Origin of the sequence: Streptomyces sp. NPDC014801 (assembly GCF_043082085.1) — a bacterium.
Classification (GTDB): Bacteria; Actinomycetota; Actinomycetes; order Streptomycetales; family Streptomycetaceae; genus Streptomyces.
In genome coordinates this window covers 1-14,288 of record NZ_JBIBXG010000001.1, presented here as the reverse complement: position 1 = coordinate 14,288, position 14,288 = coordinate 1, and the positions used below count along the sequence as shown (strand labels likewise).

11 protein-coding genes are annotated in these 14,288 nt (G+C 73.7%); 2 read left to right on the top strand and 9 right to left on the bottom strand.

Annotated elements, in window-relative coordinates; all coding sequences use genetic code 11:
• Positions 1–73: 73 nt before the first annotated feature.
• The 7 genes from ACF1AL_RS00055 to ACF1AL_RS00025 form a co-directional block, all read right to left on the bottom strand.
• Entirely contained in the window at positions 74–733 is a 660-nt protein-coding gene (locus tag ACF1AL_RS00055; protein WP_391825190.1) for a CGNR zinc finger domain-containing protein, read from the bottom strand.
• A 447-nt stretch (positions 734–1,180) separates the two neighbouring features.
• The gene (locus ACF1AL_RS00050; protein WP_366841539.1) at positions 1,181–2,341 is read right to left on the bottom strand and encodes a uroporphyrinogen-III synthase; all 1,161 of its coding nucleotides are present in this window, start codon (positions 2,339–2,341) and stop codon (positions 1,181–1,183) included.
• An 85-nt stretch (positions 2,342–2,426) separates the two neighbouring features.
• On the bottom strand, positions 2,427–3,803 hold the full coding sequence (locus tag ACF1AL_RS00045; RefSeq protein WP_391818823.1) for an MFS transporter: 1,377 nt from the start codon (positions 3,801–3,803) through the stop codon (positions 2,427–2,429).
• 176 nt (positions 3,804–3,979) lie between these two features.
• Positions 3,980–5,329, bottom strand: coding sequence for an acyltransferase (locus ACF1AL_RS00040; RefSeq protein WP_391818821.1), 1,350 nt, complete (start codon positions 5,327–5,329; stop codon positions 3,980–3,982).
• Complete coding sequence (locus tag ACF1AL_RS00035) at positions 5,326–7,488, bottom strand: bifunctional polysaccharide deacetylase/glycosyltransferase family 2 protein (protein ID WP_391694277.1); 2,163 nt, start codon at positions 7,486–7,488, stop codon at positions 5,326–5,328. The genes ACF1AL_RS00040 and ACF1AL_RS00035 overlap by 4 nt, the downstream gene beginning before the upstream one ends.
• Positions 7,488–9,101 (bottom strand): hypothetical protein, encoded by a 1,614-nt coding sequence (locus ACF1AL_RS00030; RefSeq protein ID WP_391825189.1) that lies wholly within the window; start codon positions 9,099–9,101, stop codon positions 7,488–7,490. Before ACF1AL_RS00030 ends, ACF1AL_RS00035 begins: the two co-directional genes overlap by 1 nt.
• A 157-nt stretch (positions 9,102–9,258) precedes the next feature.
• Positions 9,259–10,230: a LysR family transcriptional regulator gene (locus ACF1AL_RS00025; protein ID WP_391825188.1), complete on the bottom strand. Its 972-nt coding sequence runs from the start codon at positions 10,228–10,230 to the stop codon at positions 9,259–9,261.
• A gap of 83 nt (positions 10,231–10,313) precedes the next feature.
• Between ACF1AL_RS00025 and ACF1AL_RS00020 the strand changes: the two genes are divergently transcribed.
• Positions 10,314–11,600 (top strand): MFS transporter, encoded by a 1,287-nt coding sequence (locus tag ACF1AL_RS00020; RefSeq protein WP_391825187.1) that lies wholly within the window; start codon positions 10,314–10,316, stop codon positions 11,598–11,600.
• On the opposite strand, the gene ACF1AL_RS00015 is transcribed toward ACF1AL_RS00020, so the two are convergent.
• A complete protein-coding gene (locus ACF1AL_RS00015; RefSeq protein WP_391825186.1) occupies positions 11,592–12,581 on the bottom strand; it encodes an alpha/beta hydrolase family esterase in 990 nt (329 codons plus the stop codon). The two genes, ACF1AL_RS00020 and ACF1AL_RS00015, sit on opposite strands and share 9 nt — an antisense overlap.
• 174 nt (positions 12,582–12,755) lie before the next feature.
• Here ACF1AL_RS00015 and ACF1AL_RS00010 point away from each other — a divergent pair, with 174 nt between their 5' ends.
• Positions 12,756–13,895 (top strand): haloacid dehalogenase-like hydrolase, encoded by a 1,140-nt coding sequence (locus tag ACF1AL_RS00010; RefSeq protein ID WP_391825185.1) that lies wholly within the window; start codon positions 12,756–12,758, stop codon positions 13,893–13,895.
• 15 nt (positions 13,896–13,910) lie between these two features.
• Here the strand turns inward: ACF1AL_RS00010 and ACF1AL_RS00005 are convergent.
• Positions 13,911–14,288: IS5 family transposase (locus tag ACF1AL_RS00005; RefSeq protein ID WP_391825184.1), on the bottom strand; the 378-nt coding region annotated here is incomplete at its 5' end.

Below are 14,288 nucleotides of genomic sequence, written 5' to 3'. Positions count from 1 at the left end.
CATTTCCCCCACGGGCGGCAAGATCTGAGCCTCTGTCCCTACGGGAGCGTAGGTAAACCGCGTGTAACCGAGATCACGTCGATGCTCCTGTCGCCGAGGCGGACGCACCCCGCGCCGACGCCGGGAACCGGGTCGCCGCGCCCGGGGTGCGCGAGGCCACCCGGCGGCGGTGGCGGGCCACCCGTTCCCGGTTGCCGCAGATCTCGCTGGAGCACCAGCGGCGCCGGCGGCCGCGGGAGGTGTCGAGGTAGACGATCGGGCAGTTGTCGCCCTCGCACTGGCGCAGCGCCGCCCGCGCGACGGGGTCGGTGAGCAGGTCGACCGCGTCCCGCGCGACGGCGCCCAACAGGGCGGCGCAGTCCGGGGCGCTCGCCAACTCCCGCACCAGCGAGCCGTCCTGGGTGCGCACGGCCCGGGGGGCCGGTGGCGGGGTGCGGGCGGTGTCGTTGACGCGGACGAGCGCGAAGTCGTACGACAACGAGCCGGGCGTGAGCCAGCCGCGCACCAACTGGCCGAGCTGCCCGCGCAGTTCGCGGAAGCCGAGCAGCCAGGCGGCGTCGGCGTGGGCGAGCGGGGTGCCCGGCGGGACGAGGCCGGAGCCGGTGATCCAGGCGCGCAGCACCTCGACGGAACCGAGGCGTTCGACGGGATGCGTGGTGGCGAGCAGGTCGAGACAGACCCGCCCGGCGTCGAAGCGCAGCTCGTACGGTGCCGTGGCCGTGCCCAGTGCCATGTCCCTGCCACCGCCTAGGTCGCCCCGCGGAATCACTCCCTTCCACAGTGCCTGCCCACCGGCGTGGCCGGTACCCCCCGGACGGCGTGGTGCCCTGCGTTTACTTGGCGCCCGGGGGTGCGGTGACCGCCGTGGGGGGCGGTGCCCTGCGTTTGCTTGGCGCCCGGGGGTGCGGTGACCGCCGTCGGGTGCGGTGCCCTGTGTTTGCTTGGCACCCGGGGGTGCGGTGACCGCCGTCGGGTGCGGTGGCCCTGCGTTTGCTTGGCGCCCGGGGTTGCTGTGACCGCCGTGGGGTGCGCTGCCCGGCGGTGCGGGGTGCCGCTGCGCCCACCCGTGCCGCCCCAGCGGCACGATTGCCCGCAGCTGCGCATGACTGGGTGGGCGCCGCCCCTTGCGGCACGACTGCCCGCAGCTACGGCAGGTACCGGGCTGCGAGTTGCTGTCGTGCTACGCGTCTGCGTATTTGTCTGTCGGGGTGGGGTCCAGGGAGAGGCGGTAGCCGCGTTTTACCACCGTCTGGATCAGTTTCGGGGTACCGAGGGCCGTGCGGAGGCGGGTCATCGCCGTTTCCACGGCGTGCTCGTCGCGGCCCGCGCCCGGCAGGGCTCGCAGCAGGTCGGCGCGGGCCACCACCCAGCCCGGACGCCGGGCCAGCGCCCGCAGCAGGGACATGCCGGCCGGCGGGACGGGCCGCAGCTCGCCGTCGACCAGGACGGCGTGCCCGCGGATCTCCACCCGGTGCCCGGCGACGGGCAGCGCGCGGGCCCGGCCCGGCAGCTCCTTGCACAGCAGCTGCACCAGCGGCCCCAGCCGGAAGCGCTCCGGCTGCACGGTCTCCACCCCGTGCGCCTGCAACGGCAGCGCGGTGACCGGGCCGACGCAGGCCGGCAGCACGTCGTGGTGGAAGGCGGCGAGCAGCTCCGGCAGCAGGCCGCGCTCCTCGGCGCGGTTGAGGAGGGAGGCCGCGGCGGGCGCGCTGGTGAAGGTGATCGCGTCCACCCCGCGCGCGACGGCCGCGTCCAGCAGCCGGTCCAGCGGCGCGAGGTCGTCCGGCGGCATCCACCGGTACACCGGTACGCCCACCACCTCGGCCCCGCCCTCCCGCAGTGCCTCCACGAACCCGGGCAGCGGCTCCCCGTGCAGCTGGACGGCGATACGGCGGCCGTCGACGCCCTCCTCCAGCAGCCGGTCCAGCACCTCGGCCAGGGACTCGCTGGACGGCGACCAGTCCTCGGTGAGCCCGGCGGCGCGTACCGCGCCCTTCACCTTCGGGCCGCGGGCGAGGAGTTCCACCGACCGCAGCCGCTCCAGCAGCTGCTCGCCGAGCCCCCAGCCGTCGGCGGCCTCGACCCAGCCGCGGAAGCCGATCGCGGTGGTGGCGACGACGACGTCCGGCGCGTGGGCGATCAGCTGCTTGGTCGCCGCCAGCAGTTCGCCGTCGTCGGCGAGCGGCACGATCCGCAGGGCGGGCGCGTGCAGGACGGTGCCGCCGCGCCGCTCCAGCAGGGCGATCAGCTCGTCGGCGCGGCGGGCGGCGGTGACGCCCACGGTGAAGCCCGCGAGGGGTCCGTGGTCCGCTCGTCGGGGGTGCTGCTCTTCGTCGTACATGGCTCTCCTCGCTGACCGGCGCGCGGACCGAGCCTGTCAACGGCGCGTGACAGGCTCGGTTCGGCTTCATGTCACCGGTGTTACTTCAGACCTCGGCGTAGCTGAGCTGCGGCTTCGTCTCGGCTGTGGCGTCGGCTTCGCGGCCGGGGGCCGTACGGCGAAGGTATACGGCCCAGGTCACGGCGAAGCAGACGGCGTAGTAGGCGAGGAAGGCGACGAACGCGCCGGTGCCGGAGCCGTAGGAGAGGAAGGACTGGCGGAAGGCGAGGTTGATGCCGACGCCGCCGAGCGCGCCGACCGCCCCGATGAGGCCCATGGACGCCCCGGACAGCCGCCGCCCGTAGGAGGCGGCCGCCTCGCCGGTGAGCCCCCGCGCCTGGGCCTTGGCCTGGAAGATGCCGGGGATCATCTTGAACGTCGAGCCGTTGCCGAGCCCGGTGAGCAGGAAGAGCAGCACGAAGGCGCAGGTGAACAGCGCCAGCGACTTCTGCACCGAGGCGAAGATCAGCACCGCGGTCGCGGCGCCCATGGCGATGTAGGTGTACAGGGTGATCCGGGCGCCGCCGTACCGGTCGGCGAGGCGGCCGCCGACCGGGCGGATCAGGGAGCCGAGCAGCGGGCCGATGAAGGTGACGTAGGCGGCCTGCAGCGGCGTACGGCCGAAGCCGTTGGTGAGGACCTGCCCGAAGGCGAAGGAGTAGCCGATGAAGGACCCGAACGTGCCGATGTAGAGCAGCGACATGATCCAGGTGTGGGCGTCCCTCGCGGCGTCCTTGGCGGCGCCGGTGTCGTTGCGGACGTTCTCCAGGTTGTCCATCTTCCACGCGGCGAGGGCGGCGGCGAGGACGATCAGCGGGATGTAGATCCCGAGCAGCACGCGCGGTCCGCCGTTCGCGCCGATGATGGCGAGGGCGGCGAGCTGGATGACGGGCACGCCGATGTTGCCGCCGCCGGCGTTCAGGCCGAGGGCCCAGCCCTTCTTCCGCAGCGGGAAGAAGGCGTTGATGTTGGTCATGGAGGAGGCGAAGTTGCCGCCTCCGACGCCGGCGAGCAGGCCGACGAGCAGGAAGGTGGAGAAGGAGGTCCCCGGCTCCATGACGGCGAACGCGGCGATCGTCGGGACGAGCAGCAGACCGGCGGAGATCACCGTCCAGTTCCGCCCGCCGAAGACGGCGATCGCGAAGGTGTAGGGCACCCGGACCACGGCCCCGACCAGTGTGACCATCGAGGTCAGCAGGAACTTGTCGGCGGGGCTGAGCCCGTACTCGGGGCCCATGAAGAGCACCAGCACGGACCACAGGGTCCACACGGAGAAGCCGATGTGCTCCGACAGCACGGAGAACAGCAGGTTCCGGCGGGCGATCCGCTCCCCCGTGTGCTGCCAGAAGGTCTCGTCCTCCGGATCCCAGTGCCGGATCCAGCGGCCGCCCCTGGGGGCGGGAGGGGAACTCGGGGCTGTCATGACGCCTCCACGGTGCGACGGGCTCGGTCTGTGGCGGACCTGCGGGTGACCGAGTCCCGACGCTAGGGAGGGCGCGTTTCCGCGCTGTGGCTGCGGGTGACCGGGAGGGAACGTTGCTCTCACGCGGAGCGTCGCCCCACGGTGAGGGCCGGGGCGTGCAGTCCCCGGCCCGGGGCTCAGCCCCGGTGGGACCCTCCGCGCGCCCTGCCCGGGACGCCGCCGCGCGCCCTGCCCGGGACGCCGCCGCGCGCCCTTCCGGCGGCTTTGCCCTGCTTGCCGCCGGCCCCGTCCGGCCACAGCTGCGGCCTGCGCTTGGCGGCCACGTCCTCCATCCAGCCGAACCAGACGATGCAGCTGCAGATGAGCAGCCAGGTGACGACGAGCACCGGCCACAGGCTGTCCAGCAGCCACGGCACGTTCGCGGCGAGCGTGTCGAAGCGATACAGGTGGTCCCACATCGTGCCGGCGACGAGGATGCAGATGTTGTGCCAGAGGTAGATCGTCACCGCGCGGGAGTTGAGCAGCGTCACCACGCGGTCGAAACGGCGCAGCGGGCGCGGCCACTCGGACCAGGACGGGCTGACGTGCAGGAGCAGCAGCACCGTCGCGAAGGACCACAGAGCCTGTGCCAGGGGGATGTCGTCCAGGTCGTGGCCCCCCTTGAAGCCCTGCGAGAAGGCGTACCAGAGGCCGGCCGCCGCGATGAACGGGGCGATCGACGGGACGACGTAGCGCGGCAGGCGTTTGAGGACGCCCTCCTGGTGGGCCATGCCCAGGACCCAGCAGGCGCCGAAGGTGCTGAAGTCGGTCAGGGCGGAGGGGAAGCGCTCCCCGGGCAGGAAGTCCAGGTAGCCGAACTCGAAGGCCGCGGAGATGGCGATCGGGAACAGGATCGTCGGCCAGGGCAGGCGGCGCAGCGCCTTCAGGATGAACGGCGACAGCAGGACGTACCAGAGGTAGGCGCGGATGTACCACAGCGGACCGGCGAGTTCGGCCGCCCAGTCGTCGCCGAGGACGCCGTGCACGCCGTGCAGGCCCTCGGCGAACGGCGGGTCGCTGACCGGGACGATCCAGAAGGTCAGGTGCAGCCACCACCAGCCGGGGTGCCCGTCCGCGTCCGGTCCCCAGCCCTGCAGCACCATGCCGGTGACGCCGATCGCGCCGAGCAGCCACAGCGGCGGCAGCAGGCGGCGCATACGGCTGCGGACGACCTGCACGGCCGGGCGCTTGAGGGAGCGGGCCATGAGGTTGCCGGCGAGCGCGAACATCACGCCCATCGACGGGAACACCACGGGCAGCCAGGCCCAGCCCGTGAGGTGGTAGAAGACCACCCGGAACAGGGCGATCGCGCGCAGCAGGTCGAAGTAGCGGTCGCGGACGGGACCGCGGCGCGGCGGCGCGGCCGCCGGGGGCGCGCCGGCGCCGGCGGGGACGGTGGGTGCGGTCACGGGGGCGTGGACTTCCTGAGGGGCCGGGGTCCCGGCGGCGGGCGGCGTCGTGAGGTAGTCGAACGGCTGGTGCGTCATCCGGCCGCCCTTCCCACCGCGGCGTGCCGCCGCTCGCCGGGTCCGCTCGGCGGGGCCGACACCCCGCCCTTGCGGCGCAGTTTCTGCCAGCGCAGCCGGCCGCCGGTGAGCGCGGTGATCCAGGACTGCAGCAGCACGACGTACATCAGCTGCCGGTAGAGGATCTGCTGCAGCGGCAGCGAGATCAGCGGGGTGAGCCGCTCCCGGTCGAGGAGGAAGGAGTACGCCGCGCAGACCGCCTGGACCGCGAGGACGCCGAACCAGGCCGCGATCGTCTTCTCGGTCGGGCCGAAGACCACGCCGTAGATCAGGAAGATGTCGAACAGCGGGGCCAGCAGCGGGGCGACGACCATGAACAGCGACACCAGGGGCAGGCCGACCCGGCCGAACCGCCCGGAGGGGCCGCGTTCGATCAGGGCGCGGCGGTGCTTCCAGATCGCCTGCATGGTGCCGTACGACCAGCGGTAGCGCTGGGACCACAGCTGCTGCACGGACTCCGGCGCCTCGGTCCAGGCGCGGGCGTTCTCGGCGTACACGACCCGCCAGCCGTCGCGGTGGATGGCCATGGTGATGTCGGTGTCCTCGGCGAGCGTGTCGTCGCTCATGCCGCCGACGCGTTCCAGGGCGGTGCGGCGGAACGCGCCCACCGCGCCGGGGATCGTCGGCATGCACTGCAGGACGTCGTACATCCGGCGGTCGAGGTTGAAGCCCATCACGTACTCGATGTGCTGCCAGGCGCCGATGAGGGTGTCCTTGTTGCCGACCTTGGCGTTGCCGGCGACGGCGCCGACGCGCGGGTCGGCGAAGGGCTGCACGAGCTCGCGGACGGTGGACGGTTCGAAGACGGTGTCGCCGTCCATCATCACGATGATGTCGTAACGGGCGTTGGCCAGGCCGCGGTTGAGCGCGGCGGGCTTGCCCGCGTTGAGCTGGCGGATGACGCGGACGTTGGGGATGCCCATCGCCTCCACGAGCCGCGCGGTGCCGTCGGTGGAGCCGTCGTCGATGACGATGACCTCGATGGGGTGCTCGCTGCGCATCAGGGAACGGACCGTGTTCTCGATGCACTTGGCCTCGTTGTACGCGGGCACGAGCACGGAGACCGGTTCGGTGACCGGTGCGCCCGGTCCCCAGCGGAAGCGGCGGCGGCGCGTGCGGCGGGCGTGGACGCCGGAGAGGACCAGCATCAGGCCGAAGCGGCCGAAGACGAGGACGCCGATGACGGTGAGGCCGACGACGAGGGTGCCGGTGATGTCGTCGGACGCCTGCACCAGCCAGATCCAGGCCTTGCCCTTCCACAGCTCCAGGCCGCTGACCGGGATGTCGCCGCTGGGCGCGTTCAGGGCCTCTGTGAGGTTCTTGAACTCGTAGCCCTGCCGCTGCATCTGCGGCAGGAAGCGGTCCAGCGCCTCCACGGTCTGGTGCCGCTCGCCACCGGAGTCGTGCATCAGGACGATCGCGCCCTTGCCGTGTTTGGGGGTGGCGTTGCGGATGATCTGGTCGACGCCCGGGCGGCGCCAGTCCTCGCTGTCGGTGTCGTTGACGACGGTGAGGTAGCCGCGGCTGCCGATGTACTGCGTCACCGGCCAGGAGGCGTTGTCCATGTTCTGCGACATGGAGGAGTACGGCGGCCGGAACAGCGAGCTGCGGATGCCGGCGGCGCCGGCCAGCGCGAGCTGGTTCTGGGACAGCTCCCAGTCGATGCGCTTGTGGGAGTGGTAGGAGAGGTCGGGGTGGTTGAAGGTGTGCAGGCCGACCTCGTGACCCTCGGCGACCATCCGCTGGACGATCTCCGGGTAGCGGGAGGCCATGGTGCCGGTGATGAAGAACACCGCGTGCGCGTGGTGCTTCTTGAGGATGTCCAGGACCTTCGGCGTCCACGTGGGGTCCGGGCCGTCGTCGAAGGTGAGGACGATGCGGTGGTCCGGCACCCGGAGGGTGGTCGCCTTGCCGCCCCGGGTGTCGATGACCGGGCCGCCCTCGAGGATGCTCGCCGGGACCTTGTCGTTGTCCACGGCCTCCCGCACCCGGAAGTCGGCGAGGATCTCGCTGTGCACATAGCCGCGCAGCATGAGCATCGCGAGCATGGACAGCAGGACGAGGACGGGCAGCAGGTAGCGCAGAGGCAGCCACCGCCGGCGGCTGGTGCGGGGTGCCATCAGGTGACGTTCTCCGGGGACGTGGGCGGTGCGGTGGGCGTGGCCGCGGTGGGGGCCGGGACCACGGGTCCGCCGGCCACCGTGTCGGTGGCGGCGGCCGGGGAGCTGGAGGGGCGGGGCGAGGTGCCGCCGCTGGGCGAGGACGGGTGCGAGGAACCGCCGCCGGGGGACGTGCTCGGCTTGACCGGGTCCTTGCTGCCGCCGGTGCCGACCGTGCCGCCGGTGCCGGTGGAGGTGGAGGGCGTGCCGCCGCCGCTGGCCGAGGGCTTGGGCCGCAGGGAGGTGCCGGACCCGCCGCTGCCGTGCGTGGCGCCGCCCGTGGTGCCGGGGCGGGAGCCGGCGCTCTGCGACGGCGGGGCGACCTGGTCGGAGGCTCCGGCGCCCGAGGGCGTCGGGGTCGAGGAGACGCTGGGCACGGTGGAGGGGTCCACCTGACCTGCCGGCTGGTTCTGCTCCTGGGCGGGCACCGGCACCCAGGGCGCGCTGGAGTTGCCCGACAGCAGGGTGGCGACGATGACGACGGCGTAGACCGCGCAGGCCAGGCCGATCGCGATGCCCAGGCGCCGGAAGGTGCGGCTGCGCCGCCCGGACTCGTCCACGAACACCGGGCCGTCGGAGCCGTCCGGCGCCACGCCGGGGCCGCCCTTGACCGGGCGAAGCCGGGTGTCGCCCAGCTGCACGGCGTCCATCTGGACGGTGACCTCGTGCGGGTCGTGCTCGGCGGCGGCCGGCGAGACACCACCGGGCCCGTCGCCCCAGGGGTCGCGCAGCGCACCGGTGCCCCCGGCCGGGGACGGGGTGGCGGCGGTGCGGGCGGTGGGGTCGTACGGGGACGGGATCGCGTCGGCGCGCGGGGCCGTGCCGTACGGGGACGGGGTGGCCGCGGGGGCGGCGGCGTACGGCGACGGGGCCGGGGCCGGACCCGGGTGGGCGTGACGGGGGGCGGACGGGGCCGCCGGCCGGGCGGGGTGACCGGGGTTCCCGTAGGGCGGGAGCACGGCGGTCCGGTCGGCGGGACCCTGCGGCTGGGGGACCTGCGGTTGGGGGGCCCGCGCTTGGGGGGCCTGCGCCCATCCGGCGGCACCGGCGCGCGGAAGGGCCTGCGTCGGATCGGCGGCACCGGCACGCGGGAAGGCCTGCGTCGGATCGGCGGCACCGAGGTGCGGAAGCGCCTGGGTGGGATCGGCGGCACCGGCGCGGGGAAAAGCCTGCGTCGGATCGGCGGCACCGATGCGCGGGAGGGCCTGGGTGCGGTCCGTGCCGCCGTGGGGCGGGCGTATCCGGGCCGGATCGCCGGGCACGGCGGCGGAGTTCGGGTCGCCGGGTATGCCGGGGGTGTGCGCGGCACCAGGTATGCCGGAGGTGTGCGCGGCGCCGGGTGTGCCGGAAGGGCCGGGCAGGCCGGGGCCGTTCGGGGCGCCGGGGAAGCCCCCGGCACGCGGGTCGCCGGGCAGGCCGGGGTACCCCGCATCGGCGGGCATGCCGGAGGGCCGGCTGCCGGTGGGTCCGGTTTCCGGGAGGGCCTGGGTGTCGCCGCCCGTCGGGGAGAGGTTCCACGTCGCGGACGCGGCCTCGGACCATTCCGGTTGGGCGTCTTCCCGCCACTGTTTCACGTGCGTACATCCCCCCACGGGACAGTTCTGGAAGCGCCTGACGACTCCGAGCACCCGTCGGCCGAACCGGGCCCCCACCCGCTTCGAGCGCCCCCTTTACCACACCGTGCTCGGGCCATGAATGTAGCGCACGCGGGGGACCCGTGGTCGCCACGTGTCAGTTGTGCAGCAGCTTTGTGACATGGTGCATGGCCGGAATCCATCCGTCGGCGGGCCTGCGCAGCCAGTCCTCTTCCGCCGTGAGCTGGGCCGCCGCGCGCCGCAGGGCGTCGAACCCCGGGTGGGTGAGCCCGCGTCGCCAGACCAGGGAGACCGGCGAGAGCGGCACCGGTTCCACGAGCGGCCGCACCACCGTCCCCGGCAGCGCCGGGAAGTCGGTGACGGCGAGGACGGGATGGCCGGTCTTCGCCATCAGCCGCTGGAACTCCTCCTCCCCGACGGCCAGCGGAGCCGGCGGCGCGACCGTGATGCCGCGTCCCTCGAAGAGCCGGCGGGCGAGGTCGGTCCACTCCGGGGTGCGGGGGTTGCCGGCGCCGGCGTACACCGTCTCCCCCGCCAGCGCGGCCAGCGGGACCGCCTCCCGCGCGGCCAGCGGGTGCGCCTCGGGCAGGATGACGGCCATCGCCTCGTAGCGCACCGGCTGGTGGTCCAGGGCGGCCCGCAGCGCCGGGTCCAGTCCGGCGAAGTGCCCGAAGGACGCGTCCAGCCGTCCGGCGATCATCTCGGTGGCGGCGCCGGTCAGGCCGCTCTCGTAGCGGGCCATGAGCTCGCAGTCGGGGGCGAGTTCCCGGGCCCGCTCCAGGACGCGGCGGCCGGTGGCCAGGCCGGGCGAGTTCAGGTCGACCAGCAGCGGGCGGGCCTGCCCGAACGCGGCGAGCAGGTCCTCGTGCGCCTGGAGCACCCGGCGGGCCAGCGGCAGCAGCCGCTCCCCGTCGGGCGTGAGGGCGACCTGACGGGTCGTCCGCAGGAACAGTTCGGTGCCCAGGTCGCGCTCCAGCCGCCGTACGTCCCGGCTGAGGGCCTGCTGGGCGACGTAGAGCCGGGCGGCGGCGCGGGTGAAGTGCAGTTCCTCGGCGACGGCGACGAAGGCACGCAGCAGCCGGGGGTCGACGGCGGAGGGGGTCGGCATCGGGCGAATTTACAACGCGGGTGTGTGAATCGGCGACGATCAGGTGTTGGACCCGCCGCTCCGCCTCCGGCCAGCCTGGACGCATGCCGCAGACCCCCCGGGGGACCACTCCCCCGCGCGCCGCCCTGCCCGCCCTGACCGCCGACACCCTCGTCCTCGCCGACTTCTCCCCCCGCACCCGGAACCGGCCGCCCGGCCCCTACCGCCGGCTCTTCTCCGTCCCCGGAGCCCTGGCGTTCACACTCGGGAACCTTCTCGCCCGCCTGCCCATGGGGATGTTCAGCGTGAGCGCGGTGGTGATGATCGCCGGCTCCCGGGGGTCGTACGCCCTGGCCGGTGCCGTCACCGCGACGGGTCTCGCGGCCACCGCGGCGGTGGCGCCCCGCGTCGCGCGGCTGGTCGACCGGTACGGGCAGGCGCGCGTCGCCGTGCCCGCCACGCTGTTCGCGGCGCTGGGGAGCCTCGCACTGCTGGTGTGCGTGCGCACCGGCGCGCCCGACTGGACCCTTTTCGCCGCGTACGCCGCGACCGCGACCACGCCCAACACCGGCGGCATGTCCCGGGCCCGCTGGGCCCACCTGCTGCGCGCGGAGCCCGAGGCGCTGCACACCGCCAACTCCTTCGAGCAGGCGGCGGACGAGCTGTGCTTCATGATCGGCCCGGTGCTGGCGGCCTTCCTGTGCGGGACGTTCTTCCCCGAGGCGGGCACGCTCGCCGGGGTGGTGCTGCTGGTCACCGGGGTGCTGCTGTTCGCGGCGCAGCGCTCGACCGAGCCCCCGCCGCGCCCCCGCGCCCCGGCCGCCTCGCCGCTGCGGGCGCCCGGCATGCCGCCGCTGCTGGCCGTGTGCCTGGCGACGGGCGCGGTGTTCGGCGCGATGGAGGTCGTCACGATCGCGTTCGCGGACGCACACGGCCACCGCGCGGTGGCCGGGGTCGTGCTGGCGCTCCAGGCGGCCGGCTCGGGAGCGGCGGGCCTGGTCTACGGGGCCCTGCGCCCGTCCGGGCCGGCCGAGTGGCGCCACCCGTGGTGCCTGGCGGCGATGGCCGCGCTGATGACGCTGCCGGTGCTGGCGGCCGTGTCGGGTTCGCTGCTGCTGCTCGCGGGTGCGCTGCTGGTCGCCGGGACGGCCACCGCGCCGACGATGATCACCACGATGACGCTGGTCCAGGAGCGCACCCCCGAGGGCCGGCTGAACGAGGGCATGACCCTCGCCGTGACCGGCCTGCTGGGCGGGATCGCCTGCGGCAGCGCGACGGGCGGCTGGGTCGTGGAGCACGTGTCACCGACGGCCGGCTACGGCGTGCCGGTGACGGCGGCGGCCCTCGCCCTGCTCATCGCGCTCGCCCGGCAGGCGCGGCCCTCAGCCTGAGGTGAGCCCCCAGGCGAGCGCGAAGCGGTAGCCGGCGCACAGGTCGACGTCGAGGAGGTAGGCCCCCGCGGTCCCGCACTGCGCGGGGCCGCTGCCGGGGTCGACGGGCTGCCCGTGGCCCATCCCGGTGACGCTGTAGGTCTCGACGACGGTCCGTCCGGCGGCGTTGCGGTACACCCGGTGGGGATAGCCGGCGACGGTGTCGGACCCGTCGGCGGTCTGGTCGGCGCCCTGCACGTCGGTCCACTGGGCGACCAGGTCGGTCATGTTGACGGGTTTGACGGTGTAGTCGGCGGTGCCCTGCACGACGGCGAGGGTGGGCCACGGGCCGGTGTAGCCGGGGCGGGCGGCGCGCACCCGGTCCCCCCACTGCTTCGGGGTCTGGGTGGCACCGACGTACATGCACACGTACGGCGACCCGGCGGCCTGGGCGCAGCCGTAGGGCAGCCCGGCGACGATCCCGCCGCCGGCGAACTTCTCCGGGTACGCGGCCATCATCACGGCGGTCATGCCGCCGCCGGCGGACAGCCCGGTGACGTACACGCGCGCCGGGTCGCCCCCGGTGTCGGCGAGCTGCCGGTCGACCATCTGGGCGATGGACGCGGCCTCGCCCTGGCCGCGGGCGATGTCCCCGCTCTGGAACCAGTCGAAGCATCCGGAGGCGTTGTTGGCGGACTGCTGCTGGGGCAGCAGGAGCGAGAAGCCGTAGCGGTCGGCGAGCTGGGTCCACCCGCTGCCGGTGCCGTACCCGGCGGCGTCCTGGGTGCAGCCGTGCAGGGCGACGACGACGGGCCGTCCGGCGGGCAGGCCGTCCGGGACGTAGCGGAACATGCGCAGGTTGCCGGGGTTGGTCCCGAAGGCGGTGACCTCCGTCAGGGAGGCGGCGTGGGCCGTCGTGGGCGTGAGGAGAGCGAGGCCCAGGACGGCGAACAGGGCCGCCGCGAGGGCGGCGACACGGTGTGCGGCTCTGGTGGGGTTCATGGGCCGGGACGGTAGGAGCCTTGCGCCGGGCGGGACATGGGACCGGGCACCACAATCGGCCGCCCTTCCTGTGGCGGTGTCGCACGTCTTGACACGGCCGGTCCGCTACCGGTTCCCTTCGTTGCTCATAGGGCGAGGCATTGCACGATACGAAACCCAACGAGAGGGGCCGGCATGCCCGTTACCCGACGTCGTCTGCTCACCGCCGTCTCGGCCGTCACCGCGGCGACGGCCGTGCAGGGCCCGGCGCAGGCCGCGGACGGCACGACGGCCGCTCATCCCGGCGGTGACGCGTCTGCCGCCCGTCCCGCCGGGGCTTCGGCCGAGTTGAGGCACTGGCCGCCGGCGCAGGCGCGGCGGCTGGAGCGGCTGATCCGGGAGTCCGCGGATCGGCCCGGCGCGTACGCCGTGTTCGACGCCGACAACACGATCTGGCGCAACGACCTCGAAGAGGCGCTGCTGCCGTACCTGGAGATGCTCGGCGAGCTGACGCCTCGGTCGCTCGACCCGTCGCTGCGACTGATCCCCTTCCGGGAGGCGGAGAGCCTCTACTCCTACTACGTCCGCCTCTGCGAGATCGACGACAAGGTCGGCTACCCGTGGATCGCGCAGGTCTTCGCCGGCTTCACCCTGAGCCGGCTCAAGACACGCGTCGACGCCCTCCTCGCCCACGACCGGCCGATCCCCGTGACGTACTACGACGGCGACACGCTCGTCCACGGCACGGTCGACCCCCCGCGCATCCACCCGGGCCAGCGCGAACTGCTGAACTGCCTGCGCGCGCACGGCATCACGCCGTACGTGGTGACCGCCGCGCACGAGGAACTGGTGCGCATGGTCGTGTCCGACCCGCGTTACGGCCTCGGCGTGGAGCCGCGGAACGTCATCGGCGTCACGACCCTGCTGCGCGACCCGGCGACCGGCGACCTGACCACCGCGCGCAAGCAGATCGAGCGGGGCCACTTCCTGGACGAGCGGTACCCGGCGAGCAAGCACGCCGGCATGGTCGTCACCCCGTACCTGTGGACCCCGGCCACCTGGTACGTCGGCAAGCTCGCCGCCATCAAGGAGTACATCGACCCCTACGCCCGCCCCGTCCTCGTCGCGGGCGACTCCCCGTCCGACTGGTACATGCTCTTCGACACCGACGTCCGCGCCGGCGGCGTACGCCTGTGGGTCAACCGCAAACAGAAGTACACGGACGCCCTGGAGGCGGAGAAGGCCCGGCGGGCGGACGCCCAGAAAGCGGCCCACGTCCCCGTGGACGCCGACCGCGGCTGGATGGTGGTGACACCGGCGGAGATCGGCGGCTAGGCAGCGTCTTGTCGATCACGCCTCGAGCCAGATGAGCGTGCTGGCCAGGGTGATGGCGGCGAGGAAGCGGTCGGGCAGCTTGTCGTAACGGGTGGCGATGCCCCGCCATTGCTTGAGGCGGTTAAAGCAGCGTTCAACGACGTTGCGGCGCCGGTAGACGGCTCTGTCGAAGCCGCAGGGCCGTTCACGGCGCCGTCGTCGGCCCGCGAGCTGGTCGACGCGTTCGGGGATGGTCGCTTTGATGCCGCGTCTGCGCAGGTAGGCGCGGAAGGCGCGGGCCGAGTAGCCCTTGTCGGCCACCACCCGCTCCGGGCGGACGCGAGGCCGTCCCGGTCCGGGCCGGATCACGCGGATCTTGTCGATGACCGTCTCGGCCTGGGTGCAGTCGTTGCG

Coding starts and splice junctions, on each gene's coding strand:
- ACF1AL_RS00050 (WP_366841539.1), bottom strand. CDS start 2,341: ATGTACGACGAAGAGCAGCACCCCCGACGAGCGGACCACGGACCCCTC.
- ACF1AL_RS00020 (WP_391825187.1), top strand. CDS start 10,314: ATGCCGCAGACCCCCCGGGGGACCACTCCCCCGCGCGCCGCCCTGCCC.
- ACF1AL_RS00025 (WP_391825188.1), bottom strand. CDS start 10,230: ATGCCGACCCCCTCCGCCGTCGACCCCCGGCTGCTGCGTGCCTTCGTC.
- ACF1AL_RS00055 (WP_391825190.1), bottom strand. CDS start 733: ATGGCACTGGGCACGGCCACGGCACCGTACGAGCTGCGCTTCGACGCC.
- ACF1AL_RS00015 (WP_391825186.1), bottom strand. CDS start 12,581: ATGAACCCCACCAGAGCCGCACACCGTGTCGCCGCCCTCGCGGCGGCC.
- ACF1AL_RS00010 (WP_391825185.1), top strand. CDS start 12,756: ATGCCCGTTACCCGACGTCGTCTGCTCACCGCCGTCTCGGCCGTCACC.
- ACF1AL_RS00045 (WP_391818823.1), bottom strand. CDS start 3,803: ATGACAGCCCCGAGTTCCCCTCCCGCCCCCAGGGGCGGCCGCTGGATC.
- ACF1AL_RS00040 (WP_391818821.1), bottom strand. CDS start 5,329: ATGACGCACCAGCCGTTCGACTACCTCACGACGCCGCCCGCCGCCGGG.
- ACF1AL_RS00035 (WP_391694277.1), bottom strand. CDS start 7,488: ATGGCACCCCGCACCAGCCGCCGGCGGTGGCTGCCTCTGCGCTACCTG.